Here is a 25,357-nt window from a genome sequence, read left to right as displayed (position 1 = left end):
ACCGGCAAGAAGGGTGGCATCAAGACCCGCCGCCTGGTTGCATCCACCTCCGATACCTATCGCGCTGTACTTCTCGGACTTGGGTAGCCTTCATGCGATTGCCCCGGGGCGCTAACCCTTGGTGGTCTCTCTTGCGGCAAGCGCGGCCTTTGGCATTTTTGGCGCGTAAGCCGACCCTTCTGCATGATGCCGCTTTTCTTGCCGAGCAGATTTGCGGGTAGAATGCTTGTTTCCCATCGCAGCCGTTTCCGGCTGCCGGGTCGGCCCCGTGCCCGCCTTCCATTCATATGTGAGGAAGAATCTGTCGATATGTTTGCGCCTTTGTTGAAAGTGCTCTTTGGAAGCAAGAACGATCGTGAAGTCAAGCGCATGCGTCGAGCCGTGCGGGCGATCAATGTCCTCGAAGAGCAAATGGTGGCGCTGACGGACGAGCAGTTGCGCATCAAAACTGAGGAGTTCAGGGACCGTCTCGGCAAGGGTGAAACCCTCGACCAGCTGTTGCCGGAAGCCTTCGCTGTCGCCCGCGAAGCGGGCAAGCGGGTGATGGGCATGCGCCACTTTGACGTACAGCTGATCGGTGCCATGGTCCTGCACGAAGGCAAGATCGCCGAGATGCGCACCGGTGAAGGCAAGACCCTGGTGGCGACTCTGGCCGTCTACCTTAATGCCTTGGCCGGCAAAGGGGTGCATGTGGTGACGGTGAACGACTACCTGGCCCGCCGCGATGCCAACTGGATGCGCCCGCTGTATGAGTTCCTCGGTCTTTCTGTCGGCGTGGTCACCCCCTTCCAGCCGCCGGAGGAGAAACGCGCCGCCTACGCTGCCGACATCACCTATGGCACCAACAACGAGTTCGGCTTCGACTACCTGCGCGACAACATGGCCTTCAGCTTGGAGGACAAGTTCCAGCGCGAACTCAACTATGCGGTAATCGACGAGGTCGACTCCATCCTGATCGACGAGGCGCGCACTCCGCTGATCATCTCCGGCCAGGCCGAAGACAGCTCCCGGCTGTACTTGCAGATCAACGCCCTGATTCCGCAGCTGAAGCGTCACATCGAGGAAGAGGAGGGTGTGGTCACCCAGGAGGGGCACTACGCCCTAGACGAGAAGACCCGGCAGATCGAGCTGAACGAGCAGGGCCATCAGTTCATCGAGGAGCTGCTGACCCGCGCCGGCCTGCTGCCCGAGGGCGATAACCTCTACTCTGCCCACAATCTGCAGCTGCTGACCCACATCTATGCGGGCCTGCGTGCGCACGTCCTGTTCCATCGCAACGTCGAATACATCATCCAAGGCAACCAGGTGCTGCTGATCGACGAGCACACTGGCCGGACCATGCCGGGCCGCCGCCTCTCCGAGGGCCTGCATCAGGCCATCGAGGCCAAGGAAGGGCTGCCGATCCAGGCGGAAAGCCAGACCCTGGCCTCGACCACCTTCCAGAATTACTTCCGTCTCTACCACAAGCTCGCCGGCATGACCGGCACCGCTGACACCGAAGCCTTCGAGTTCCGCCAGATCTACGGTCTCGACGTGGTGGTGATCCCGACCCACCGGCCGGTCTCCCGCAAGGACTTCAACGATCTGGTCTACCTGACCCAGGAAGAAAAGTATGCGGCGATCGTCGTCGATATCAAGGAGTGCCAGGCCCTGGGCCGGCCAGTTCTAGTGGGTACCGCCTCGATCGAGAGTTCTGAATATGTCTCCCTGCTGCTGAAGAAGGAAGGCATTGCGCATCAGGTGCTCAACGCCAAGTATCACGAGAAGGAAGCCGAGATCATCGCCCAGGCTGGTCGTCCCGGCGCTGTGACCATCGCCACCAACATGGCCGGCCGGGGTACCGACATCCTCCTCGGTGGCAATTGGGAGGTCGAGGTTGCGTCACTGGGTGAGCCGGGCGAAGAGCAGGTAGCGCAGATCAAGGCCGACTGGCAGAAGCGCCACCAGCAGGTGATCGAGGCCGGCGGTCTGCACGTGATCGCCTCCGAGCGCCACGAGTCGCGTCGCATCGACAACCAACTGCGTGGTCGTTCCGGCCGTCAGGGCGACCCGGGCTCCAGCCGTTTCTACCTGTCCCTGGAAGACAACTTGATGCGTATCTTCGCCTCCGATCGGGTGAAGAACTTCATGAAGGCGCTCGGCATGCAGGCCGGCGAGGCCATCGAGCACCGCATGGTGACCAATGCCATCGAGAAGGCCCAGCGCAAGGTCGAGGGCCGCAACTTCGACATGCGTAAGCAACTGCTCGAATTCGACGATGTGGCCAATGAGCAGCGCAAGGTGATCTACCATATGCGCAACAGCCTGTTGGTGGCCGAGGATATCGGCGAAACCATCGCCGAATTCCGCCAAGAGGTGCTGGGCTCCGCCATCAATCAACACATCCTTCCGCAGTCGCTGTCCGAGCAGTGGGATATCACCGGTCTGGAAGCTACCCTGCAGAGCGATTTCGGCGTGCAGCTGCCGCTGCAGCAATGGCTCGACGAGGACGATAAGCTCCATGAGGAGGCGCTACGCGAGCGCATCCTCGAGGCGCTGCTGGCAGCCTATCGGGAGAAGGAGGAGATCGCCGGCGCCGAAGCCCTGCGGACCTTCGAGAAGCAGATCCTACTGCGCGTGCTGGACGACCTGTGGAAGGACCACCTGTCGACCATGGACCACCTGCGCCACGGCATCCACCTGCGCGGCTACGCGCAGAAGAATCCCAAGCAGGAATACAAGCGTGAGTCCTTCGAGCTGTTCCAGACCCTGCTTGAGTCGATCAAGCGCGATGCCATCCGCGTGCTTTCCCATGTGCAGGTTCGCCGCGAGGATCCGGCCGAGGAGGAGAAGCGCCTGCGTCGCGAGGCCGAGGTCCTGGCCCGGCGCATGCAGTTCCAGCATGCCGCCGCTTCGGCCTTGGCGCCACAGACGGAGGGCGGCGATCTCGAGGTCATCGATGAGCCCCAGCCGGGAGCCGTGCCAGCGCGTCCCGAGCCGAAGATCGGGCGCAACGAGCCCTGTCCCTGCGGTTCCGGCAAGAAGTACAAGCACTGCCACGGGCAGCTCAACTAAAGTTGCCAGTCTGCGTTTCGGCGTAGCGGGTTCGGAATGCGCAAGGCCGTATCCGCAACGCCGCGACCGGTCGGGCCGGTCGCGGCGTTTTTCCGCCCGTTTTCCGTACCCCCAGTACGCTCACTTAACAGAATCCCTACGAAGGAGCCCTTCATGGCTGTCGGTCTTGGCCCTCTGCCCACCCTGCACCCGGTCCCCGGTTTCGAACTCGGCATCGCCTCCGCCGGTATTAAGCGCCCTGGGCGCAAGGATGTTGTGGTGATGCGCTGCGCCGAAGGCTCCATGGTCGCCGGGGTGTTCACCCTCAATGCCTTCTGCGCGGCACCAGTGATCCTCGCCAGGCAGCGCGTGCAGGGTGCCGTGCGCTACCTGCTGACCAATACCGGCAATGCCAATGCCGGCACCGGCGAGCCGGGCCTGCAGGCGGCCGCACGCACCTGCGCCCGGCTCGCCGAGCTGGCCGGAGTGGCGGAAGCGGCGGTGCTGCCATTTTCCACGGGGGTGATCGGCGAGCCCCTGCCGGTGGAGAAGATCGAAGCCGCGCTGCCGGCCGCCCTGGCCAATCTCAAGGCCGACAACTGGGCGACCGCCGCCGAAGGCATCATGACCACCGACACCCTGCCCAAGGGGGCCAGCCGCCAGTTCGTGCATGACGGGGTCACCGTCACCGTCACCGGCATCTCCAAGGGCGCCGGGATGATCCGCCCGAACATGGCTACCATGCTCGGCTACATTGCCACCGACGCCAGGGTCGCCCAGCCGGTGCTGCAGGATCTGCTGCGCGATGCGGCAAACAAGTCGTTCAACCGTATTACCATCGACGGCGATACCTCCACCAACGATTGCTGCATGCTGGTTGCCACCGGCCAGGTGGCCCTGCCGGAAATTCGCGAAGCCAAGGGTGAGCTGTTCGCCAAGTTAAAGCAGGCGGTATTCGAGGTGAGTATGGACGTGGCACAGGCCATCGTCCGCGACGGCGAGGGCGCAACCAAGTTTGTCACCGTGCAGGTCAACGGCGGCGCAACCCACCAAGAGTGCTTGGACGTCGGCTACGCTGTGGCCCACTCGCCGCTGATCAAGACCGCGCTGTTCGCCTCCGATCCGAACTGGGGGCGCATCCTCGCCGCCGTCGGCCGCGCCGGCGTGCCTCAGCTCGACGTGAGCCGGATCGACGTCTTCCTCGGCGATGTCTGCATCGCCAGGCAGGGCGGTCGCGCACCGACCTATACCGAGGAGCAGGGCGCTGCGGTGATGGCCGAGGCGGAGATCGGCATCCGCATCGAGCTGGGCCGGGGCGACTGCAGCGAAACCATCTGGACCAGCGACCTGTCTCACGAGTACGTGAAGATCAACGCCGAATACCGGACGTAAGCGCCGCCTCGAGCGGCAGGCCACAAGCTGCGGGAACGCAGCGGCGCTCGCATGTCGCGAGTTACCCGCTGCCAAGGAGACCTCCATGCCCCTGACTTTGATCATCGGCAACAAGAACCACTCGTCCTGGTCGATGCGCGCCGCTCTGGTGCTGGAGCTGACCGAGGAGCCCTACACGGAGGTGCGGATCCCCCTTTACCAGCAGGAGAGCCGCGCCCGCCTGCTGAACCACTCGCCTACCGGCAAGGTGCCGGCGCTGCTGACCGAGGAGGGGCCGGTCTGGGATTCCCTGGCAATCGCTGAGTACCTGGCCGAAACCTACAGCGAGTGCCATCTCTGGCCGCGCGGCGAATATGCGCGGGCGGTGGCGCGCTCGGTGTGCGCCGAAATGCACAGTGGCTTTGCTGCCCTGCGCAGTCATCTGCCGATGGACCTCAGGCGCAAGCCGAAGCCGCTGGCACTGCCGCTGCCGGCCGCCGTGCAGGCGGATATCGGCCGCATCTGTGCACTCTGGGCCGATTGCCGGCAGCGTTTCGGCGCGGACGGTACTTTCCTGTTTGGCCATGCCGGCATCGCCGACGCCTTCTATGCGCCAGTGGCGGCACGTCTGCGCAGCTATGCCGTGGCCCTGCCGGAGCCGGCAGCGGCTTATGTGGAAACCATCTATCAGTGGCCGGCCTTCCAGCGCTGGTACCAGGCGGCCCTGCAGGAAACGGAGACGATCGGATGAAGCGTGTGCATGTCGTGGCGGCGGTGATTCGCGGCGCCGACGACCGAGTGCTGATCGCCAGGCGCCCTGAGGACAAGCACCAAGGCGGCCTCTGGGAGTTCCCCGGCGGCAAGGTGGAGGAGGGTGAGGTGGTCGAGGCGGCTCTGGCCCGCGAACTGGAGGAGGAGCTGGGCATCCGCGTGACCGCGGCCAGGCCGCTGATCCAGGTGCGCCACGACTACCCCGACAAGCGGGTGCTGCTGGATGTCTGGGAGGTCGGCGCCTTCGCCGGAGAGCCCCATGGCGCCGAAGGCCAGGCACTGTCCTGGGTCACCCCGCGGCAACTGCCGGACTACCCGTTTCCCGCCGCCAACTATCCGATCGTTGCCGCCGCCCGGCTGCCCGAGCGCTACCTGATCACTCCGGACAACCTCTCTTCGCAGGCCCTGCTGCAGGGGCTGCGGGCCGCCCTGGAGGGTGGTATCCGTCTGGTCCAGCTGCGCGCGCCGGGGATGTTCAACCCCGAATACCGTGACCTGGCGGTCGACGTGCAGGGGCTCTGCGCTGGACGGGCGCAGCTGATGCTCAAGGGGCCGCTGGAGTGGCTCGGCGATTTCCCGGCCGCCGGCTGGCACCTGACCGCCCGGCAACTGCGTGACTACGCCGCCAACGGCCGGCCATTCCCGGCCGAGCGCTGGCTGGCCGCCTCCTGCCACGATGCCGAGGAGTTGGCCTTGGCCGCGCAGATGGGGGTGGACTTCGTCACTCTGTCGCCGATCGAGGCTACCTGCAGCCATCCCGAGGCCAAGCCCCTGGGCTGGGGGCTGGCCACAGAACTGCTGCAGGGCTTCGACCGTCCGGCATTCGTGCTCGGCGGGCTCGCCAGCCAGGATCTGGCGCGTGCCTGGCACGCCGGCGCCCAAGGCATCGCCGGCATCCGCGGACTCTGGCCAGACTGATCAGCCTGCCGGGCTGGCGGCCCGCCAGAGGATTTCCGCCCGGTCCTGGCGGCGGGCGATCAGCCGCGCGGCGACGAACAGCAGGTCGGAGAGCCGGTTGAGATAGGCGAGGAGTTCCGGGCGCAGCGCTTCGACGGCATTCAGCTGCTGGCAGCGCCGCTCGGCGCTGCGGGCCTGGCTGCGGCAGACATGGGCCTGGGCGATCAGCCTCGAACCGCCGGGCAGGATGAAGTCCTGCAAGGGCCCCAGTTCCGCATTCCAGCGGTCGATGGCTACTTCCAGGCGGGCAATCTCGCTCGCCTCGAGGGCCTGGTAGGCGGGCATCGCCAGTTCGCCGCCGAGATCGAACAGACGGTGCTGGCAGGGCCCTATGATTCCGCTCAGCTCGCCAAGGCTCGGCCAGCGTGCCTGTTGCTCGTCCAGCTCGGCGAGCAGCAGGCCGAGCTGGCTGTTCAGGCTGTCCACCTCACCCATGGCCTCCACCCGGGGATGATTCTTGGGTACCCGGCGGCCATCGGCCAGGCCGGTTTCGCCGGCATCGCCGGTGCGTGTGTAGATCTTCGAGAGTCGGTTACCCATGTCTGCCTCTGCCGGGCGGGCTCAGAGTTCGGCTCCTTCCGGCGCCTCGGCCAGCTGCAGGCGCAGGGTGAAGCTGCTGCCCTGGCCTGGCTTCGACTGCACCTCCATCTGCCCCTTGTGGTTGTTGGTGATGATGAAATAGGACACCGACAGACCGAGGCCGGTGCCCTGGCCGACTTCCTTGGTAGTGAAGAATGGCTCGAAGATGCGCTTGCGCACGGTTTCGGGAATGCCGACACCATTGTCCTCGACGATGATCTCCGCCCATGGGGGATTGAGGCGGGTACGCAGAGTGATGCGCCCGGGCAGGCCGTTCTGGCGCTGGTGGATCGACTGGGCGGCGTTCTTCAGCAGGTTGAGCAGCACCTGCTCCAGCTCATTGGCAATGATCAGCACCGGGCCGAGATTCGGATCGAAGTCGCACTGGATGCGGATGTTCCTGAAGTCGAAGTTCTCCGTCGGGGCGAAGTCATTGCCGGCGATTTCCAGCGCCTGGTCGATCAGTGGCGGGAGCAGAGTAGGGGTCAGTTGCCGGTCGCTGCGCCGGCTGAAGCTGAGCATATGGCTGACGATCTTCGCCGCGCGGGTCCCCGCCTGCTGGATGCCGTCGAGCAGCTGCGGCACTTCGCGTCTGGCCAGGTAGTCGTTCACCGAGGCCAGCGAGACGCCGCATTCTTCCGCCTGTTCGAGGTTCTTCGGCAGCTTCGGCGACAGGCGTCGACGGATGTTCTGCACGTTGTGCAGGATGGCCCCCAGCGGGTTGTTGATCTCGTGGGCCATGCCAGCGGCGAGGCCGCCGACCGAGAGCATTTTCTCCGACTGCACCATCAGCTCTTCCATGGACAGGCGCTGGGTGATGTCGTCGATGCGGATCACTACACCGCGCCCGCCGCCGCCCATCAGTGGGTAGAAGGTCAGCGCGTAGTGGTGGGGCGCGTCGTTGCGCGACCAGGTGACGCGCTCGATCTTCTCTACCCGGTGCCGTTCAGCGGTATGCCTGAGCTGGTCGAGGAACGGCTGCAGCGGCGGGAAGGCGAGGAAGATCGGTTGGTTCAGGGCCTCGTGCAGGGGGGTTCCGGACAGGCTGCTGGCCTCCTGGTTCCACTGGGTCACGTAGAGCTGCTCGTCGAGGGCGATCAGCGCCGATGGCATGGAGTCGATGATGCTGTTGAGATAGTTCTGGAAGCCGGTGAGCTTCTTCTCGATCTTGCTGCGCACTTGGACCTCAAGCTCCAGCTTGCGATTGAAGCGGCGGGTTTCCTCGGTTAGGGTCTGCGCCTGGTCGAAGGCGCTCTGCGCTTCGTCGCGGGCGCGCTTGAGCTGCTGCTCGCGGGCCTCGATGCGCGACAACATGGTGTTGAAGGCGTCGGCCAGGCTGCCGATCTCGTCCTGGTTGCCGCGCTTGGCGCGCAACGAATAGTTCTCCTCAAGGGTGACCCGGCGCGAAAGTTCCTCCAGCCTGCGGATCGGCCGGGTGATCAGCCGGCGGATCTGCCGGGCTACCAGCATCCAGAGCAGTACGCTGAAGGCGAGAATCAGCAGGCTGGCACTGAGGGTGCCGGTGTAGAAGGCCCCCGGCAGCTCACTGGAGGCGACCAGTAGCAGATGGCCGGGGGGCTGTCCCGGCTGCGGCAGCTCAACCAACTCGGTGACGCGAAATTCGAGCAGCCGCCAGACGAGCAGTTTGTCAACGTGCTCAGGCAGGTTCAGGGCGTCGCCTCTTTGCAGCTGGGCGAGCAACTGCCCATCACTGCCATACAGGGCGGCACTGCGCAGCGGGGCATAGGGTTCCAGACGCTGCAGCACCTCCTGGGCCGCTTCCGGCGAAGCGATGGCCTGACGGGCGAGCGGCGGGCTGGCAATCAGCTGGCCGAAGGTGCCCAGCGCCTGGGGCGTCATGCTCTGCTGGGAGATCCAGTAGGCGGCGCTGATGAAGGCCAGGTTGGCCAGCAGCAGCACGGCGGCGAGCAGAACCACCAGGGCCGCCAGGAGCTTGCGGCCGACCGGCAGATTTTCGAGGCGCTGACGCAGACCCATGGGCATCACGCGGCTGGGGAAGGAGCGGGCAGGTTAGCGCGGGCCTCAGTCGATCGGCAATCCGCGTTCGGCTAAATGCCGCCGTAGGCGGCGGTGCAGCGCCTCCAGACGGGGCAGACGCAGCTCCCGGCGTCCGGCCTCGTGGCAGGCATGGCCGAGCAGGTAGGCGATCTCGCTGCGCCGGCCGCAGGCTACATCCTGATGCATGGACGAATAATTCGCTGCAGTGGCCTGGATCACCCGCTCGACCTCCTCCTGCAGGCCTTCGGCGGCGGCCGGCTGCCCGCAGCGGCGCAGCAGTTCGGCCAGCTCGGCACAGAGCGCAGTGACTTCCCCGGCATGCTCCTGCAGGCCGCCATTGCGGCAGTCGTGCAGGACGCTGAGCGGGTTGATCGCGCAGTTGAGGGCGAGCTTGCGCCACAGCCGGCTGTGAATCGTTTCGCTCCATGCGTGGGGAATGCCGGCTGCGACCAGTTCGTCCAGCCAGGCCGGCGGCGGGCCTGCATCGCCGAGCCAGGTATGGCCCTGGCCGGCGAACACTGTCCGGAAGTCGCCGTTGCGGAAGGCTCCCTCGGTCGTCGAAGCGAGTAGACAGCGGCGCCCCGGCAGCCGGGCGGCCACCGCGTCCTGGCTGCCGAGTCCGTTCTGCAGCAGGACAAGTTCGGCGCCTGGTTCCAGACGTGGCGCCAGGCGCTCTGCTGCCGGCATTGCATCATAGGCCTTGCAGGCCAGGAGCAGGCGGCGGATGGGAGTATCGGCATCGAGGCTTTCGGCAGGAATTGGATACAGCCGTTCCGTTCCGCCCTCCACCAGTCGCAGGCCGCCGGCGGCCCGGTAGGCCGCCAGCCGCTGCGGGTTGCGCAGGACCAGCCGCACCGGCAGGCCGGCGCGGGCCAGGCGCACGGCCCAGAGGCTGCCCAGGCTGCCGGCGCCGAGCACGTGCCAGGTGGTCTCGCGGGCTGGGGCCTGGGGAGCGTCGAGCGGGGAGAGAGACATAGCAGGACTCGCTGATTGGCTGGAGCGGGCAAAGGCGGCGGTCTGTGCTCGGCGGCACGGCCCGGCGATGCGCCGCGGTCGAGCCGTTATAATGAGTGGTCACTTCAACCGTCAAGCCAGGCGCTTGCTGCGATGCCGGCCGCGCCCTCAACTGGAGGAATTCCATGCCCTCGTTCGACGTGGTGTCCGAACTGGACAAGCACGAAGTCACCAATGCCGTCGACAATGCGATCAAAGAGCTGGACCGTCGCTATGACCTGCGTGGCAAAGGCAGCTTCGAGTTCAAGGAGAAGACGGTCACCCTGACCGCGGAGGCCGACTTCATGCTCGAGCAGATGATCGAGATCCTCAAGCTGGCCCTGATCAAGCGCAAGATCGACATCCAGTGCCTGGAGTACAAGGACTCCTATGCCTCGGGCAAGGTGGTCAAGCAGGAGGTGATCCTGCGCGAAGGCATCGACAAGGAGCTGGCGAAGAAGATCGTCGCGCTGATCAAGGACGCCAAGCTCAAGGTGCAGGCGGCGATCCAGGGCGAACAGGTGCGCGTCACTGGCAAGAAGCGCGACGATCTGCAGGAAGCCATTGCCCTGCTGCGTACCCAGGAGCTGGGCATGCCGCTGCAGTTCAACAACTTCCGCGACTGACCCGGCCAAGCTGTGGGTTGCCGTGCCCAGAATGCAATCGCCCCGGTCAAGCCGGGGCGATTGCGTTGTGGTTGGGCAGCGGATCAGGGGCGTTCGGTAACGGCATCGCCATCTTCCGAGGGCTCGGGGCCGAGTGGCTGCTGCCGCGACTGCCAGAGAATCAGCAGGAGGGTCGGCACGCCGAGCAGGGCGGTGAACAAGAAGAACTGGCCGTAGCCGTGCTTCTCCACCAGTACGCCGGAATATCCGCCGATCAGCCGCGGCAGCAGCAGCATGATCGAGCTGAGCAGGGCGTACTGGGTGGCAGAGAACTTCAGGCTGGTCAGGCTTGACAGGTAGGCGACGAAGGCCGAGGTGGCCAGGCCGGAGCTGAAGTTGTCGCAGGAGATGGTCAGCACCAGCATCTCCAGGTTGGCCCCCATGCTGGTGAGCATGAGGAACAGCAGGTTGGTGGCGGCGGAGGCCGCACCGCCGATGAAGAGGATCGGCAGGATGCCGAAGCGGACGATCAGCAGGCCACCGAAGCCGGCGCCGAGCAGGGTCATGACCAGGCCGAACAGCTTGCTGACGCTGGCGATCTGTTCCTTGGTGAAGCCCTGGTCGATGTAGAACACGTTGGCCATCACGCCGAGCACCGTATCCGACAGGCGGTAGGTGGCGATCAGGCCGAGCAGCAGCAGGGCCTGCCAGCGGTAGCGGTGGGTGAAGTCGCTGATCGGGGTCAGTACCGGTGCCAGACTGCGCCGGCCCATGGCCGACAGGCACAGGGTGGAGAGGATGAAGTAGAGCAGGAAGCGTAGGAAGGCGCGGTCTTCACCGATCAGCTCGACCACGCCCATGCGCCCCTGCAGCACCTGCAGGATGTCGCTGTTATAGAGCTGGGTGAAAGTCGCCGGCACCGAGACCATCAGCACGATCAGCACCAGGATCGACAGCATCTGGTGGTTGAAGCTGTAGCGTGCCGCCTCCTGCTGGGTCTGCAGGGGGACTGAGGGTTCGCGCATTAGCAGGGTGGTGGTCAGGCCAGGCAGCATCAGCAGGGCGAACACCAGGTAGGTGGAGCTCCAGGCAGAGTTCTTGTAGAACTCGTTGGTGGAGCCGAACCAGTCGGCGAAATACAGAGCACCAGCGGTGGCCAGCAGGGCGGATACCCGGTAGCCGGCCATGTAGCTGGCAGCCAGGGCGGCCTGGCGGCTGTCTTCGGCGATCTCCAGGCGATAGGCGTCCACAGCGATGTCCTGGGTGGCCGAGGCAAAGGCGACCAGCACGGCCAGGGCAATCAGCCAGGGCAGGGTATACTGCGGATCGCATAGGGCCATCCCGACCAGTCCCAGGGCGATCAGTGTCTGCGACAACAGCAGCCAGGAGCGCCGCCGGCCAAGGCGGCTGAGCAGCGGTAGGCGCCACTGGTCAAGCAGGGGAGCCCATATCCACTTGAAGGCGTAGGCCAGTCCGATCAGGCTGGCATACCCGATGGTCTCGCGGGCGACCCCAGCTTCGCGCAGCCAGACCGACAGGGTGGAAAACACCAGCATGTACGGCAGACCGGCGGCAAAACCAAGCAGCAGTAGGGCCAGGGTGGCGGGGCTGGCATAGGCGGCGAGGGCATCACGCCAGGATTTATGGGACATGGGGCTTCGTGGTGGCGGGCAAAGGGCGCACTCTAACCGCAGCGTCATTCGGATGCCAGCCGTGCCGGCGAATATCCACGCGATTGTCGCGAATGGTCAGCCCCTCCGCGCGCAGACGGGCGCGCTGCTCGTCGCCGGCGGGGCTGCCCGGCGGAAGACAGAGCCGGCCGTCGACGGCGACTACGCGGTGCCATGGCAGGCGGGTGTCTTCCGGCAATTGCGCCAGGAGGCGACCGGCCCAGCGGGCGGCCCGGCCAAGTCCGGCCAGTTCGGCAAGGCGTCCGTAGCTGACCACCTGGCCGACCGGCACCCGGGCCAGGGTCTGATACAGGGCCTGGCGGCGGCTGGCGGCATCCTCCGCTGCGGGCTCGCGGAGTTGGCTGTGGATGTCTGGATGCATCGGGGAACGGCTCCGGGCCTTCACCTGGAGCCTGTCGTCCTACAGGCGCAGACCGCCATCCAATTCGATGGCGCGGCCGGTGAAATAGTCGTTCTCGAAGATGAAGGCTGCGGCATGGGCGACTTCCGCGGGTTTGCCCATACGTTTGAGGGGGATGCCGGCAGTCATCTTTTCCAGTGCCTCGGGACGCATGCTGGCGGTCATCCCGGTTTCGATGAACCCGGGGGCGATGGCCGCTACGCGAATGCCGTAGCGGGCCAGCTCCTTGGCCCAGACTACGGTATCGGCCGCCACCCCGGCCTTGGCCGCCGAATAATTGGCCTGGCCCATGTTGCCGGCCCTAGCAATGGAGGAAATGTTGACGATCACGCCGCGGTTGCCCAGTTCGACCATCTTCGCCGCCACTTCCCGTGTGCAGAGGAACACGCCGGTCAGGTTGACATCGATCACCGCCTGCCACTGGGCCAGGCTCAGGGTGCTCACTTCGCCATCCTTGAGCTTGACGGTGAGGCCGTCGCGGAGGATGCCGGCGTTATTCACCAGACCGTTGATCGCCCCGAAGTCCTTCGCCACCTGGCCTACCATCTGCATGACCTGCTCTTCATTGGTGACATTGCACAGGTAGGCACGCGCCTCGCCGCCGGCTGCCCTGCAAGCCGTCACGACTGCGTCGAGCTTTTCCGGGTTGAGATCGACCAGCGCGAGCCTTGCGCCCCTGGCTGCCAGATATTCGGCCATGGACCGCCCCAGTCCCTGACAAGCTCCGGTGATGATGATGACCTTATCATTCAGCTGCATCTGATATCCCCTTTGGGATGGATTCACTGTTGCCTTGTCGGTGCCGTTACTCGTTATGCTGGGCACTTGTCCGTTGCAATGGATCTTCGACGAGGAGTCATAAGGTGAGCGTGAAGGTGAAGGACCTAAAGGATGCCCGACAATTATTACTCAAAGAGTACCGTGGAGCGCTAGCAACCCTGTCCCAGAGGTTCCCTGGCTTCCCTTTCGGATCAGCGGTGCCCTACTGCCTGGATGCGACGGGCCGTCCGCTGATCCTGATCAGTCGAATCGCCCAGCACACCCGCAACCTTCAGGCCGACGGCAGGTGCTCGCTGCTGGTCGGCGAGCGCGGGGCGCTCGACGTGCAGGCCACAGGACGCCTGACGCTCGTGGCTGAGGCCCGGCAACTGCTGGACGAGGTCCTGATCGAGGCTGCCGCTGCGCGCTACTACCGCTATTTCCCGGCCGCGCGGAACTATCATCGCGCCCACAACTTTGACTTCTGGGTGCTGGAGCCGGTGCGCTGGCGCTTTATCGGCGGTTTCGGTTCGATTCACTGGCTGGAGGGTGTGGAGCTGGCCAACCCCTTCGCTGGCGAGGTCGAAGCCGGTATGATCGAGCACATGAATCGCGACCATGCCAAGGCTATCGCCCATTATGTTGAGCTGGCCGGGCTGCCGGCCGACGAGCCGGCGGAAATGACCGGCATCGACAGCGAAGGCTTTCATCTGCGTATCGGTCAGGCACTGTACTGGCTGTCCTTCCCCGCATCCTGTAACAATCCTGCCATGGTGCGCCAGGTTTTGGTACAGTTGGCTCATGCCCCAGTCTGGCCGATCACCGGGCAGGGCGAGGCTTGAATTGGCGGTGGAAGGGGCTCATTTAGTTCAGGATAAGGGATCGGAAGAAGCTCTTCCTCCTGGGGAAAATCATTGATGCGTGCTTTTCTACTGCTGTTTCTGCTGTTTCCCCTGCTCGAGCTGGCTGTGATGATCAAGGTCGGCTCAGTGATCGGAGTCCTGCCGACGCTGCTGCTGATCGTTCTCGGCGTGCTGGTGGGTGGTCTGGTCCTGCGCGTTGCCGGTGTGGCGACCGCCTGGCGCGCCCGCGAGCGACTGGCCCGCGGCGAGTTGCCGGAGCAGGAAGTGCTTGAAGGGCTGCTGGTCGCCATCGGTGGTGGCCTGTTGCTGCTGCCGGGCTTCGTCAGCGACCTGCTTGCCGTGCCCTGTTTGCTGCCCTTCACCCGGCGCCTGTTGCTGGGCCGCCTGCATCGGCGCGCCGAGGAACAGGCATTGCGCCAGCGGGCTTTCTTCGATGATCGGGCTGCCCGCTCCAGGCAGTCCGGCCCGGACGCCTCCCGGCCCAACGTCATCGAGGGTGAGTACGAGCGCCGGGACGATTGATCTGCTCCCTTCCATTTTGATCCCGGGGGCCTCGCTAGGGATCAGAGCCTCCTTCGCCGCAGCGCCAGTCCCCCCTGCGCGCTTTGTCTTTCCTTTGCGTCCGACCGAGCGGCGGAATGGAAAATTTTTCTCCAATACCCTTGAAATGCCCTTGAGCGCCCACATCTAGCGGTCACCGCAAGGTTCCTGTCGGAAGACAGGCTATCTTTTGCGGTCCCGTGCTGCGGGCCGCAACCGGCAATGCCGGCTTTTACTAACGGGCCGATGAAGGCATCGGTTGCTGAAACGATAGAAAACTAGGAGAGATCGACAATGAAGCTTCGTCCTCTGCATGACCGCGTCGTGATTCGTCGTAGCGAAGAAGAAACCAAGACCGCTGGCGGCATCGTGCTGCCCGGTTCCGCTGCCGAGAAGCCGAACCGTGGCGAAGTCGTCGCTGTCGGCACTGGTCGCGTGCTGGACAACGGCGAAGTCCGTCCGCTGGCCCTGAAGGTCGGTGACAAGGTGGTGTTCGGTCCCTATTCCGGCAGCAACACCATCAAGGTCGATGGCGAAGATCTGCTGGTGATGGGCGAGAACGAAATCCTCGCTGTCATCGAAGCCTGATTTCCGCGAGTCTCCGTAAAAAATCCAAGATTGAGGAACGATCAAAATGGCTGCAAAAGAAGTCAAATTCGGTGATTCCGCCCGCAAGAAAATGCTGGTAGGCGTGAACGTCCTGGCCGATGCCGTCAAGGCAACCCTCGGCCCGAAAGGCCGCAACGTGGTCTTGGACAAGAGCTTCGGCGCACCGACCATCACCAAGGACGGCGTGTCCGTGGCCAAGGAAATCGAACTCAAGGACAAGTTCGAGAACATGGGCGCCCAGCTGGTGAAAGACGTGGCTTCCAAGGCCAACGATGAGGCCGGCGACGGTACCACCACCGCCACCGTGCTGGCCCAGGCCATCGTCAACGAAGGCCTGAAGGCTGTTGCCGCCGGCATGAACCCGATGGACCTGAAGCGTGGCATCGACAAGGCCACCCATGCCATCGTCGCCGAGCTGAAGTCGCTGGCCAAGCCGTGTGCCGACTCCAAGGCGATCGCCCAGGTGGGTACCATCTCCGCCAACTCCGACACCTCCATCGGTGACATTATCGCCGAGGCCATGAACAAGGTTGGCAAGGAAGGCGTGATCACCGTCGAGGAAGGTTCAGGTCTGGAGAACGAGCTGTCCGTCGTCGAAGGTATGCAATTCGATCGCGGCTACCTGTCGCCTTACTTCATCAACAAGCCCGACACTATGGTTGCCGAGCTGGATAACCCGCTGCTGCTGCTGGTCGACAAGAAGATCTCCAACATCCGCGAACTGCTGCCGGTGCTGGAATCTGTGGCCAAGTCCGGCCGCCCCCTGCTGATCGTCGCCGAAGACGTCGAAGGCGAAGCTCTGGCCACCCTGGTGGTCAATAACATGCGTGGCATCGTCAAGGTCGCCGCCGTAAAGGCACCGGGCTTCGGTGATCGCCGCAAAGCCATGCTGCAGGACATTGCCATCCTGACCGGCGCTACTGTGATTTCCGAGGAGGTCGGCCTGAGTCTGGAAGGCGCCACCCTGGAGCACCTGGGCAACGCCAAGCGCGTCGTCCTGAATAAGGAAAACACCACCATCATCGACGGTGCCGGCGCCCCGGCCGACATCGAGGCCCGCGTGGCGCAGATCCGCAAGCAGATCGAGGAAACCTCCTCTGACTATGATCGCGAGAAGCTGCAGGAGCGTCTGGCCAAGCTGGCCGGTGGCGTTGCCGTGATCAAGGTTGGCGCCGCCACCGAAGTCGAAATGAAAGAGAAGAAGGCCCGTGTCGAAGATGCCCTGCACGCGACCCGTGCTGCGGTGGAAGAGGGCGTGGTCCCCGGCGGTGGCGTGGCTCTGGTGCGCGCCCTGCAGGCCATCGAGGGCCTGCAGGGCGACAATGAAGACCAGGATGTCGGCATCGCCCTGCTGCGTCGTGCCGTCGAAGCGCCGCTGCGCCAGATCGTCGCCAACTCTGGCGATGAGCCGAGCGTAGTGGTCGACAAGGTCAAGCAGGGTTCCGGCAACTTTGGCTTCAATGCCGCCAGCGGCGTGTACGGCGACATGATTGAGATGGGTATCCTCGATCCGGCCAAGGTCACCCGTTCTGCGCTGCAGGCTGCCTCCTCCATCGGCGGCCTGATGGTCACCACCGAAGCCATGGTTGCCGACATCGTTGAAGACAAGCCGGCTTCGGCTATGCCGGACATGGGTGGCATGGGTGGTATGGGTGGCATGGGTGGCATGATGTAAACCGGGCTGCTCCGCTCCAGGCCTTCCCCCTGCCTGGCAGGATAGAAGGCTTCCCAGACGCCCCGACTTGTTCGGGGCGTCTGCTTTTCAGGTATTCCCCAGTTCTGGGCCGCGCTCTACGATTGTCTGCCTTTTCATATTCATACCCCACTTTTATCTATCTTGGCTGGCCTTTCCCTTCAGATCAGCTCGATCTCTTGCTGAGTCAGGGGGCGGTACTGGCCGGGCATCAGCCCAGACTCCAGCTGCAATGGCCCCATGCTTTCCCGGTGCAGGCGCAGCACGCGGTTGCGGAAATGCCCGAACATCCGCTTGACCTGATGGTAACGCCCTTCGAACAGCGTCAGCCGGGCGCTACGGCTACCGAGAATTTCCAGTCGAGCAGGTTGGGTGAGCAGATCCTCGAAGGCGAAGTAGAGGCCGTGAGCGAACGTCTCGATATATTCCTCGCCGATCGGCTCGGCGGTTTCCACGTAATACACCTTGGCCAGCTTGTGCTGTGGATGGGTGATGCGGCGTGACCAGCGTCCATCGTTGGTGATCAGCAGCAGGCCGGTGGTGCCGAGGTCGAGGCGCCCGGCCAGATGCAGTTCCTGCCTGTTCGGCTCGTTCAGGAGGTCGAGCACGGTACGGTGCTGCTCATGGCAGGTGGCGCTGACTACTCCTGCAGGCTTGTGCAGCATGAAATAGCGCGCAGCCCTGCCAGTCTGCAGCACTCCGTCGTTCAGTTCGATCCGGCTGAACTCGTGAATTTCGAAGCGTCCGTCACGAACCACCTGGCCGTCGACGCGCACCCGTCCGCCGGCCAGAAGCAGGTGGGCGTCCCGGCGGTTGAAGCAGGGCTGATTGCCAAGAAAGCGGTCAAGGCGCATCGGGCGTCGTCTCGGCGTGAAGCTGCTGCAGGCAGCGGGGGCACAGGCAGGCCTGGCCGCGGAGATCCGCTGGCAGGCACTTTAGCGCGTCGGGATTGGCTGGTCTGGAAAAGCACCAGCATTCGCCCTGGCCCTGAGACGGGCTGGCCAGGCCGCAGGCGTTGTCATTGCTGCACAGGGGGCAGCGTCTGGAATCTACATTCGGGATCATGGCAAAGGTTGCGCTGACATGGTGCGACACGAGTGCGGCTCACCGAACCAGTGCACAAGTCCGCCGAAGGGTAATAGCAAAGGGAAAGCAACCGAGCTTAGAATAACCTTAGAAAATTTGCGATTTTGCTGGCTTTCTCCCGGTAACTTTTTGTTTTCATTTGATTTTATGCATTTAGAAAATGCGAGGAGTATTCTATGCGCGGCTTGTCTGTGTGCCTTTTGGGTGCAATTTTGCTGTTGAGTGGGTGCAGTATTAGTGCGCCGGGTGTTCGTGCAAAACTCGGGGACGATGTACATGTTGGTCTGGGCGGTGCTGGTCACGGAGGCCATAGCGGGCATTTCTGCCCGCCGGGGCAGGCCAAGAAGGGTAACTGTTGAACGGCTATACCCTTTCAATGACAAAAGGATGTCCTCTAGCGAAGGTCAGCAAATGCTGGCCTTCGTTGTGTTAGGAGAGCGTCCATCATGCTATGCCGATCTCTGTTGGTTGTCCTGCCGGGCCTGTTCCTGAACGGATGCGCCGTATACGATCATGACGTCATCATCATTATTCCCGTGAGGATGATGGTATAGACCGCTATCACTATTCCAATGACGCTTATCGATATCACTCTTACGATGACAGTTATCGCCGTCGCCTGGATCATCGCTACCCTGCTCCCTCTCTCGGCCACCGGGACTGGCACGCGGAGCGGAAGGCAGTTCCGCGTTACAGCGGGCGCTGGGAGGACCGCCATGAGCGCCATGAGCAGCACCAGGAGTGGCGCAGGGCGCCCGCTCACAAGGTGAGCATCGAGGCGGCTATTTACGCATGGTAGAGAACAAGCGGGATCAGCATTCCGGGCGGAACAGGTATTCCGATTGGGACCAGCATCGTTCCCATCGCCCCTCGGGTCCCGGTCATTTGCATGACCGGGACGACTGGCACGACTGAGCTTCGCGCTGCCCTCTCCGGGTCGGAAGGGGCATGCCGAGCGAGGCGGTCAGAAAGGCTGCCCCGCAGAGGCCTTGGATTCCGCTGCTGGGGCAAGTTATGAAAGCTGCCTACCTGTTGCGCCACTGCGGGGTTCGCTTCTCGAGAAAGGCGTTGATGCCCTCGTGGGTATCTTCGGCTTCGAAGATGTCGACGAAGCGTTCACGCTCCTCCGCCAGCCAGCCGTTGGGTCCGCGCTCACGGGCGCCCTGGATAAGCGGCTTGATGGCGCGTACCGCGACCGGGCTCTGCTGCGCCACCTTGGCCGCCAGCAGCAGGGCCTGACCGCGGGATTCGCCAGGCTCGACTACTTCCTCGATCAGACCGATATGCCGGGCGGTTTCGGCATTCACCCGCTCGCCGCAGAGGATCATGCGCTTGGCCCAGCCTTCGCCGACCAGCCAGGGCAGTAGCTGGGTGCCGCCAGCGCAGGGTAGAAGGCCCACTGCCGCTTCCGGCAGAGCCAGCAGAGCCTGGCGCTCGGCGATGCGGATGTCGCAGGCCAGCGCACATTCCAGGCCGCCCCCCATGGCATAGCCGTTGATCGCGGCGATGGAAACGCCGCGGAAATCGCGCAGCGCCTCGAAGGCTTCGCCGAAACGTCGGGCCATCTCGCGAGCGCGGGACTTGTCAACATCGGCGAACAGCTTGAGGTCTGCGCCGGCGCTGAAAAACTTTTCACCTTGGCCGGTCACCACCAGGGCGTAGATGCCGTCGTCGCGGTTGAGGTGCTCGAGCAGCAGGCGGAGACCGATCAGCGAATCGCGGTCCCAGGTGTTGGCCGGGGGGTGATTGATGGTGATCAGAGCGGTATGTCCGTGCTTTTCCACCATCAGCTTGTGGGTCAGGTCGAACAGGCCGGGATGATAAGTTTCTATGGCATGGCTCATGGCGGCGTTTTCCTTGGGTGGCAGGCCGATGGCCGCCCGGATTACAGCAGCCGCTCCAGCGTGCTGCCCTTCTCCAGCAGATGGCGGGCAATGATCACTCGCATGATTTCGTTGGTGCCTTCGAGGATCTGGTGCACGCGGCTGTCGCGCACCCAGCGCTCCAGCGGATAGTCGTTCAGATAGCCGTAGCCGCCATGAAGTTGCAGGGCCTCGTTGCAGATCTCGAAGCACTGGTCGGTGGCGAAACGCTTGGCCATCGCACAATAAAGGCTAGCCTGTGGATGGCCACGGTCCAGTCGGTCGGCGGCCAGCAACACCATCTGCCGGCTGGCGGTGAGCTGGGTGAGCATGTCGGCGAGCTTGAACTGCAGGGCCTGGAACGCGGCCAGCGGCTTGCCGAACTGCCGGCGCTCCCTGAGGTAGCCCAGCGATTGATCCAAGGCCGCCCGTGCCGCGCCGAGGGAGCAGCTAGCGATATTGATGCGGCCGCCGTCCAGGGCCCGCATCGCATAGACGAACCCCTGGCCTTCCGGGCCGATGCAATTGGTTGTGGGAATGCGTACGTCCTCGAAGGTGACGGTGCGGGTCGGCTGGGCGCGCCAGCCCATCTTAAGTTCGTTGCGTCCGTAGCGGATGCCTTTGGCATCGGCCGGCACCAGAAAACAGGAGATGCCCTTGGCGCCATCTTCCCCGGTGCGGGCCATGACGATCAGCACGTCAGTACTTCCGGCGCCGGAGATGAAACATTTGCTACCTTGCAGTACATAGTTGTTGCCGTCGCGCCGGGCCCGGGTGCGCAGGTGGGCGGCATCGGAGCCGGCATCCGGTTCGGTCAGGCAGTAGGAGGCGAGCAGCTCGCCCGCGATCATGCGCGGTAGCCAGGTCGTTTTCAGCGCGTCATCGGCGAAGCGGGCTAGCATCCAGCAGGCCATGTTGTGGATGGTTAAATAGGCAGTAGTGGCGACACAGCCGGCGGCCAACTGTTCGAAGATCAGGGCGGCAGTGAGGCGCGACAGGCCGACGCCGCCGTCCGCCTCGTCGATGTAGAGGCTCAGATAGCCCTGTTCGGCGGCTCGGCGGATCGCTGCCAGCGGAAAGTGGTGTTCGCGATCCCAGTCGGCAGCGTGCGGTGCCAGTTCGCGGCTGGCGAAGGCCTGGGCGCTATCGATCAGCAGTTGTTGTTCCTCGGTAAGCTCGAAATCCATCGGCGGTACTCCCGTTTTTCGTTGCTGTGCACCGGTATTGACGTGCCAGGTGTCGGCTCTCTTGGCGGTCGAGCAGGTTTCTCCGGTGGCCGAAAGAAATGGGCTTCTTTATGTTGTTATAGCGGCATTGTGGAGGGTTTTCATCGCAAGCCTATGCCTTGACTTGGCGGCAGGGCTTCTCTAGCGTGCCTCGGTCATTTGCAAGGGGGGAAGGGTATGGGCAGCGCCGAGGACCGCATCAAGCTGGAGGCTTCCTGGAAGGAAGCGCTCCACGATGAATTCGACAAGCCCTATATGCGGGAGCTGAGCGATTTCCTGCGACGGGAGAAGGCTGTCGGCAAGGAGATCTATCCAGCGGGGGCACTGATCTTCAATGCGCTGAATTCGACGCCGCTGGATCGGGTCGAGGTGGTGATCATCGGTCAGGACCCCTACCATGGGCCCGGCCAAGCCCATGGCCTGTGCTTCTCGGTGCAGCCGGGCGTGCCGGTGCCACCGTCGCTGCAGAACATCTTCAGGGAGCTCAAGCGCGATCTGAATATCGACATGCCGAAACATGGCTATCTGCAGCACTGGGCTGAGCAGGGTGTGCTGTTGCTCAACACTTCGCTGACGGTGGAGCGGGGCAACGCCGGGTCGCACGCCGGCATGGGCTGGCAGCAGTTCACCGATAGGGTGATCGAGGTGGTCAGCCAGCGGCGGGGGCATTTGGTGTTCATGCTCTGGGGCGCCCATGCCCAGAGCAAGCGGCGTCTGATCGATCCGAGCAAGCACCTGATCCTCTGCTCCGCGCACCCCTCGCCGTTGTCGGCCCATCGCGGTTTCATAGGCAACGGCCATTTCAGCCGTGCCAACCGGTTTCTCGAGCAGCACGGCCTGGCGCCGATTGACTGGCGCCTGCCGGATATGCCCTGAAGGCGGAGCTGCCCTAGCGCTGGGCTTCCAGCTCGTGGTTCAGTTTATAGGGGAGGTCGAGCAGGTGCAGGGTGGGACCTTCGGGTGCGCCCAGGCTGACGCGTCCATCCTCGACGGCATCCTCCTGTAGAACTGCGAGCAGTTCGACGCCGCTTTCCGCCGGAGCGGCCAGGACCACTTCGCCGACACTGGTGCGGTGTACGGGGGAGAATAGCTCGGTGGCGGGCGCCGGTGCTTCGCTGCTGTCCAGCGCGAGGCGGTACAGGCGGCGCTTGAGCTTGCCCAGGTACTGCATGCGCGCGACGATTTCCTGACCGCTGTAGCAGCCCTTCTTGAAGCTCACCCCACCGACCGCTTGCAGGTTGATCATCTGCGGAATGAACAACTCGCGGGTCGCACCGAAGACTTGGCCGATCCCGGCGCGGATCTGAGCCAGCAGCCAGCACTCCAGCGGAGCCTCGGGCAAGTAGCCGGCCAGCCGGGCGCGTAGCGCCTCGGCTTGCTCGGCTGGAGCCCAGAGCTCGGCACGCTCACCCTCCAAACGGATGACGAGGAGTTCGCCGTTGCGCACGACCTGGCCGGTCTCCTGAGGCAGGTCCAGACCCAGGCCGATCAAGGCGGCATCGCCGCCGAGCAGGCCGAAGCGGGTCCAGACGCCGCTTTCATTGAATAATTGGGACTTGGAGAAGGCTGCGAACTTTTTCAGCTCAGTCTGCTGTGGCTCGATCAGTTCGCTGGCCATGGCCAGGAGAAAGCCGTCCAGATCGGGGATGAGGCGAAAGCTCGATATCATCCGCCCTTTCGGCGTGCAACGGGCGCCGAGGCTGGAGCTGCCGTCCTTTAGATAGTTGAGGTTGCAGGTCAGCTGACCCTGAAGAAATTTGTCGGCGTCCGGACCACGAACGGCTAACACGCCTTCGTGGACCAGCGCACAGAAGCAAGCGGTATCGGCCATGAGTATCACTGCAGTTGATAAGGAATGGCTGTCATCATAGAGGTCGGTCCGTGCCTTGTCAGCGGTGCCGGAGTGTCCCGACGCCGCTATAATGCGAGCCTTCTTTAATAAGGAATCCCATCCCATGGCCGACGATATCGAACTCAACCGACTTTTATGGCACAGCCGGCGCGGCATGCTGGAGCTGGACGTGCTGCTGGTGCCTTTCGTGAAGGAGGCCTATTCTAATCTGGATGTCGAGGACCAGGCGCGCTTCCGCAAGCTGCTGGAGTGCGAGGATCAGGACATGTTCGGCTGGTTCATGCGCCGGGAAGAGCCGGCCGATCTTGATCTGTACCGCATGGTGAACATGATCCTGGATCGTGTCCAACCCAAATGATGTCTTCGAGTGCCGCTGGCAGCCTTCGCGGCAGCTGCTGGCAGCCTATCTGATCGCCCAGGCGCTTGCCCTGGGTTCCTTCGCTCTGGCCGATATTCCCTTCTGGAGCCGCCTGCTCGGTGCCTCGCTGTGTCTGGCACATGCGGCCTGGTGTCTGCCCAGACAGATCCTGCTGTCCCATCCCACTGCCTTCAGGGGCGTACGCCGAACTGCCGAAGGCTGGCAGCTGTGGAGTGCGCGCAATGGCTGGAGGCCGGTGCAGTTGCGGCAGGACAGCCTGGCCCTGCCGCAGGTGATCGTTCTGCGCTTTCGTCTGCCGGAGGAGCGGCGGGTGAGGGGCTTGTGCATCCCGCGCGATGCGCTGGCGCAGGATGTCCATCGACGATTGCGGGTGCGGCTGAAATTCAGTCGGCGTAGGTGGGTGGCGCCAGAATAGTGTCGCGAGCTTCGGGCAGCATGTCCGGATAGTCGAGTGTATAGTGCAGGCCGCGGCTTTCGTGGCGCTGCATGGCCGAGCGGATCATCAGATTGGCGACCAGGGCCAGGTTGCGCAGCTCGATCAGGTCGCGGCTGACCTTGTAGTTGCTGTAGAACTCGTCGATTTCGCTGAGCAGTAGTCTGACCCGGTGCTGGGCGCGCTGCAGGCGCTTGTTGGTGCGCACGATGCCGACATAGTCCCACATGAAGCGCCGCAGTTCGTCCCAGTTGTGTGCGATAATCACGTCCTCGTCGGAGTCAGTAACCTGGCTGGCATCCCAGCTCGGTAGATCGCTTGGCAGATCAATGTCCGTCATTTGCCCGAGCATGTGGAGTGCCGCGGAGCGGGCATAGACGAAGCACTCCAGTAGGGAGTTGCTTGCCATGCGGTTGGCGCCATGCAGGCCGGTGAAGCTGGTTTCGCCAATGGCATAGAGGCCGGGGATGTCTGTCCGCCCGAGGCTGTCGACGACAACGCCGCCGCAGGTGTAGTGGGCGGCGGGGACCACAGGGATTGGTTCGCTGGTAATATCAATGCCGAAATCCAGGCAGCGTTCATGGACGGTCGGGAAGTGAGACTGGATGAAATCCGCCGGCTTGTGGCTGATGTCCAGATACACGCAGTCGATCCCGAGGCGCTTCATTTCATGGTCGATGGCGCGGGCGACGATGTCCCGTGGGGCCAGCTCGGCTCGGCAGTCGAAGCGTGGCATGAAGCGCTCGCCATTGGGCAGCTTGAGTAGTCCACCTTCGCCGCGCAGGGCTTCAGTGATCAAGAAGCTCTTGGCTTGCGGATGGTACAGGCAAGTGGGGTGGAACTGGTTGAATTCCAGGTTACCTACCCGGCAGCCGGCGCGCCAGGCCATGGCAATGCCATCGCCGCAGGCGCTGTCGGGGTTGCTGGTGTAGAGATAGACCTTGGCTGCTCCGCCGCAGGCAAGTGTGGTGAAGCGCGCGCTGTAGGTATCGACCTCGCCGCTCTGACGGTTGAGTACGTAGGCTCCCAGGCAGCGCCTGCCGGGCAAGCCGAGCTTGCTTTCGGTGATCAGGTCGATGGCGACATGTTGTTCGAGCAGCTCGATGTTCGGCCGTTCCTGGGCCTGGGCCAGCAGGGTCTTGAAGATGGCTGCACCGGTGGCGTCAGCGGCATGGATGATGCGCCGGTGGCTGTGGCCGCCTTCGCGGGTCAGATGGAATGCGAAACCGCCGTCATCATGCATCGTGGGGTCTTCGCGGGTGAAGGGGACGCCTTGCTCGATCAGCCATTGGATGGCTTCCCGGCTATGCTCCACTGTAAAGCGCACTGCCTCCTTTCTACATAGGCCTGCACCGGCGATCAGCGTATCTTCGACATGGGACTCGATGGTGTCGGTATCATCCAGCACTGCCGCGACGCCGCCTTGAGCCCTGAAGGTCGAGCCGTTGGCGAGTTCCCCTTTGCTCAGAACCGCGATGCGCAAGTGGGGCGGCAGAGTGAGTGCCAGGGTCAGGCCGGCCGCACCGCTGCCAATGATCAGGACATCATGCTGAAAATGTTGGCTCATGTTGAAGAATCCGGAAAAGCAAAGACTGCTAGTAGAAGAAGGTCGGGCTTGGCACAATCGCCGACTTGG

Annotated in this window: 24 protein-coding genes; 12 read left to right on the top strand and 12 right to left on the bottom strand. The window is 63.7% G+C overall.

Annotated elements, in window-relative coordinates; translation table 11 throughout:
- Positions 1–309: 309 nt before the first annotated feature.
- From secA to ACYVD0_RS13195, 4 genes are all read left to right on the top strand, one after another.
- Positions 310–3,054 (top strand): preprotein translocase subunit SecA, encoded by a 2,745-nt coding sequence (gene secA / locus ACYVD0_RS13210; protein ID WP_460427230.1) that lies wholly within the window; start codon positions 310–312, stop codon positions 3,052–3,054.
- A 153-nt stretch (positions 3,055–3,207) separates the two neighbouring features.
- Positions 3,208–4,425 carry a bifunctional ornithine acetyltransferase/N-acetylglutamate synthase gene (argJ, locus tag ACYVD0_RS13205; RefSeq protein WP_460427229.1) on the top strand — a complete coding sequence of 406 codons (1,218 nt, stop codon included), beginning with the start codon at positions 3,208–3,210 and terminating at the stop codon, positions 4,423–4,425.
- Positions 4,426–4,510: 85 nt separating this feature from the next.
- Positions 4,511–5,155 carry a glutathione S-transferase family protein gene (locus ACYVD0_RS13200; RefSeq protein WP_460427228.1) on the top strand — a complete coding sequence of 215 codons (645 nt, stop codon included), beginning with the start codon at positions 4,511–4,513 and terminating at the stop codon, positions 5,153–5,155.
- On the top strand, positions 5,152–6,093 hold the full coding sequence (locus ACYVD0_RS13195) for a bifunctional MutT family pyrophosphohydrolase/thiamine phosphate synthase (protein WP_460427227.1): 942 nt from the start codon (positions 5,152–5,154) through the stop codon (positions 6,091–6,093). The genes ACYVD0_RS13200 and ACYVD0_RS13195 overlap by 4 nt, the downstream gene beginning before the upstream one ends.
- Here the strand turns inward: ACYVD0_RS13195 and ACYVD0_RS13190 are convergent, their stop codons facing one another.
- Genes ACYVD0_RS13190 through ACYVD0_RS13180 form a run of 3 tightly spaced genes read right to left on the bottom strand, consistent with a single transcriptional unit; the run spans position 6,094 to position 9,705 of the window.
- Entirely contained in the window at positions 6,094–6,672 is a 579-nt protein-coding gene (locus ACYVD0_RS13190) for an ATP:cob(I)alamin adenosyltransferase (protein ID WP_460427226.1), read from the bottom strand.
- A gap of 21 nt (positions 6,673–6,693) precedes the next feature.
- On the bottom strand, positions 6,694–8,709 hold the full coding sequence (locus ACYVD0_RS13185) for a sensor histidine kinase (protein ID WP_460427225.1): 2,016 nt from the start codon (positions 8,707–8,709) through the stop codon (positions 6,694–6,696).
- Between the two features lie 45 nt (positions 8,710–8,754).
- Positions 8,755–9,705 carry a 2-dehydropantoate 2-reductase gene (locus tag ACYVD0_RS13180; RefSeq protein WP_460427224.1) on the bottom strand — a complete coding sequence of 317 codons (951 nt, stop codon included), beginning with the start codon at positions 9,703–9,705 and terminating at the stop codon, positions 8,755–8,757.
- Positions 9,706–9,869: 164 nt separating this feature from the next.
- On the opposite strand from ACYVD0_RS13180, the gene ACYVD0_RS13175 reads away from it, so the two are divergent.
- Complete coding sequence (locus ACYVD0_RS13175; protein ID WP_460427223.1) at positions 9,870–10,349, top strand: YajQ family nucleotide-binding protein; 480 nt, start codon at positions 9,870–9,872, stop codon at positions 10,347–10,349.
- Between the two features lie 83 nt (positions 10,350–10,432).
- Here ACYVD0_RS13175 and ACYVD0_RS13170 read toward each other — a convergent pair whose 3' ends face one another.
- From ACYVD0_RS13170 to ACYVD0_RS13160, 3 genes are read right to left on the bottom strand one after another with little or no spacing between them, the layout of a single operon-like run.
- Positions 10,433–11,980 (bottom strand): MFS transporter, encoded by a 1,548-nt coding sequence (locus ACYVD0_RS13170; protein ID WP_460427222.1) that lies wholly within the window; start codon positions 11,978–11,980, stop codon positions 10,433–10,435.
- The gene (locus ACYVD0_RS13165) at positions 11,970–12,380 is read right to left on the bottom strand and encodes an MGMT family protein (protein WP_460427221.1); all 411 of its coding nucleotides are present in this window, start codon (positions 12,378–12,380) and stop codon (positions 11,970–11,972) included. Before ACYVD0_RS13165 ends, ACYVD0_RS13170 begins: the two co-directional genes overlap by 11 nt.
- A 39-nt stretch (positions 12,381–12,419) precedes the next feature.
- Positions 12,420–13,178, bottom strand: coding sequence for an SDR family oxidoreductase (locus ACYVD0_RS13160; protein WP_460427220.1), 759 nt, complete (start codon positions 13,176–13,178; stop codon positions 12,420–12,422).
- Between the two features lie 110 nt (positions 13,179–13,288).
- Here ACYVD0_RS13160 and ACYVD0_RS13155 point away from each other — a divergent pair, with 110 nt between their 5' ends.
- The 4 genes from ACYVD0_RS13155 (at position 13,289) to groL (ending at position 16,865) form a co-directional block, all read left to right on the top strand.
- On the top strand, positions 13,289–14,020 hold the full coding sequence (locus ACYVD0_RS13155; RefSeq protein ID WP_460427231.1) for a HugZ family pyridoxamine 5'-phosphate oxidase: 732 nt from the start codon (positions 13,289–13,291) through the stop codon (positions 14,018–14,020).
- 75 nt (positions 14,021–14,095) lie between these two features.
- Positions 14,096–14,563 carry an FxsA family protein gene (locus tag ACYVD0_RS13150; RefSeq protein WP_460427219.1) on the top strand — a complete coding sequence of 156 codons (468 nt, stop codon included), beginning with the start codon at positions 14,096–14,098 and terminating at the stop codon, positions 14,561–14,563.
- Positions 14,564–14,875: 312 nt separating this feature from the next.
- Positions 14,876–15,169 carry a co-chaperone GroES gene (locus ACYVD0_RS13145; protein ID WP_460427218.1) on the top strand — a complete coding sequence of 98 codons (294 nt, stop codon included), beginning with the start codon at positions 14,876–14,878 and terminating at the stop codon, positions 15,167–15,169.
- 46 nt (positions 15,170–15,215) lie between these two features.
- Positions 15,216–16,865, top strand: coding sequence for a chaperonin GroEL (gene groL / locus ACYVD0_RS13140; RefSeq protein ID WP_460427217.1), 1,650 nt, complete (start codon positions 15,216–15,218; stop codon positions 16,863–16,865).
- 179 nt (positions 16,866–17,044) lie between these two features.
- Here the strand turns inward: groL and ACYVD0_RS13135 are convergent, their stop codons facing one another.
- The 4 genes from ACYVD0_RS13135 to ACYVD0_RS13120 form a co-directional block, all read right to left on the bottom strand.
- Positions 17,045–17,737 (bottom strand): pseudouridine synthase, encoded by a 693-nt coding sequence (locus tag ACYVD0_RS13135; protein WP_460427216.1) that lies wholly within the window; start codon positions 17,735–17,737, stop codon positions 17,045–17,047.
- Positions 17,727–17,948: a cysteine-rich CWC family protein gene (locus ACYVD0_RS13130; RefSeq protein WP_460427215.1), complete on the bottom strand. Its 222-nt coding sequence runs from the start codon at positions 17,946–17,948 to the stop codon at positions 17,727–17,729. The genes ACYVD0_RS13135 and ACYVD0_RS13130 overlap by 11 nt, the downstream gene beginning before the upstream one ends.
- Before the next feature lie 1,046 nt (positions 17,949–18,994).
- The gene (locus ACYVD0_RS13125; RefSeq protein ID WP_460427214.1) at positions 18,995–19,813 is read right to left on the bottom strand and encodes an enoyl-CoA hydratase; all 819 of its coding nucleotides are present in this window, start codon (positions 19,811–19,813) and stop codon (positions 18,995–18,997) included.
- 41 nt (positions 19,814–19,854) lie between these two features.
- Positions 19,855–21,018 carry an acyl-CoA dehydrogenase family protein gene (locus ACYVD0_RS13120; RefSeq protein WP_460427213.1) on the bottom strand — a complete coding sequence of 388 codons (1,164 nt, stop codon included), beginning with the start codon at positions 21,016–21,018 and terminating at the stop codon, positions 19,855–19,857.
- Between the two features lie 216 nt (positions 21,019–21,234).
- Here ACYVD0_RS13120 and ung point away from each other — a divergent pair, with 216 nt between their 5' ends.
- Positions 21,235–21,933 (top strand): uracil-DNA glycosylase, encoded by a 699-nt coding sequence (gene ung, locus ACYVD0_RS13115; protein WP_460427212.1) that lies wholly within the window; start codon positions 21,235–21,237, stop codon positions 21,931–21,933.
- A 13-nt stretch (positions 21,934–21,946) separates the two neighbouring features.
- Here ung and ygfZ read toward each other — a convergent pair whose 3' ends face one another.
- Positions 21,947–22,888, bottom strand: a complete 942-nt coding sequence (gene ygfZ / locus ACYVD0_RS13110; protein WP_460427211.1) for a YgfZ/GcvT domain-containing protein — start codon at positions 22,886–22,888, stop codon at positions 21,947–21,949.
- A 124-nt stretch (positions 22,889–23,012) separates the two neighbouring features.
- Between ygfZ and ACYVD0_RS13105 the strand changes: the two genes are divergently transcribed.
- The gene (locus tag ACYVD0_RS13105) at positions 23,013–23,267 is read left to right on the top strand and encodes an FAD assembly factor SdhE (protein WP_460427210.1); all 255 of its coding nucleotides are present in this window, start codon (positions 23,013–23,015) and stop codon (positions 23,265–23,267) included.
- On the top strand, positions 23,251–23,703 hold the full coding sequence (locus ACYVD0_RS13100; protein WP_460427209.1) for a protein YgfX: 453 nt from the start codon (positions 23,251–23,253) through the stop codon (positions 23,701–23,703). The genes ACYVD0_RS13105 and ACYVD0_RS13100 overlap by 17 nt, the downstream gene beginning before the upstream one ends.
- Here the strand turns inward: ACYVD0_RS13100 and nadB are convergent.
- Positions 23,672–25,288 (bottom strand): L-aspartate oxidase, encoded by a 1,617-nt coding sequence (gene nadB / locus ACYVD0_RS13095; protein WP_460427208.1) that lies wholly within the window; start codon positions 25,286–25,288, stop codon positions 23,672–23,674. The two genes, ACYVD0_RS13100 and nadB, sit on opposite strands and share 32 nt — an antisense overlap.
- Positions 25,289–25,357 lie beyond the last annotated feature (69 nt).

This window comes from Azotobacter armeniacus (genome assembly GCF_054779355.1).
This window is presented reverse-complemented; position numbering and strand designations above follow the sequence as displayed.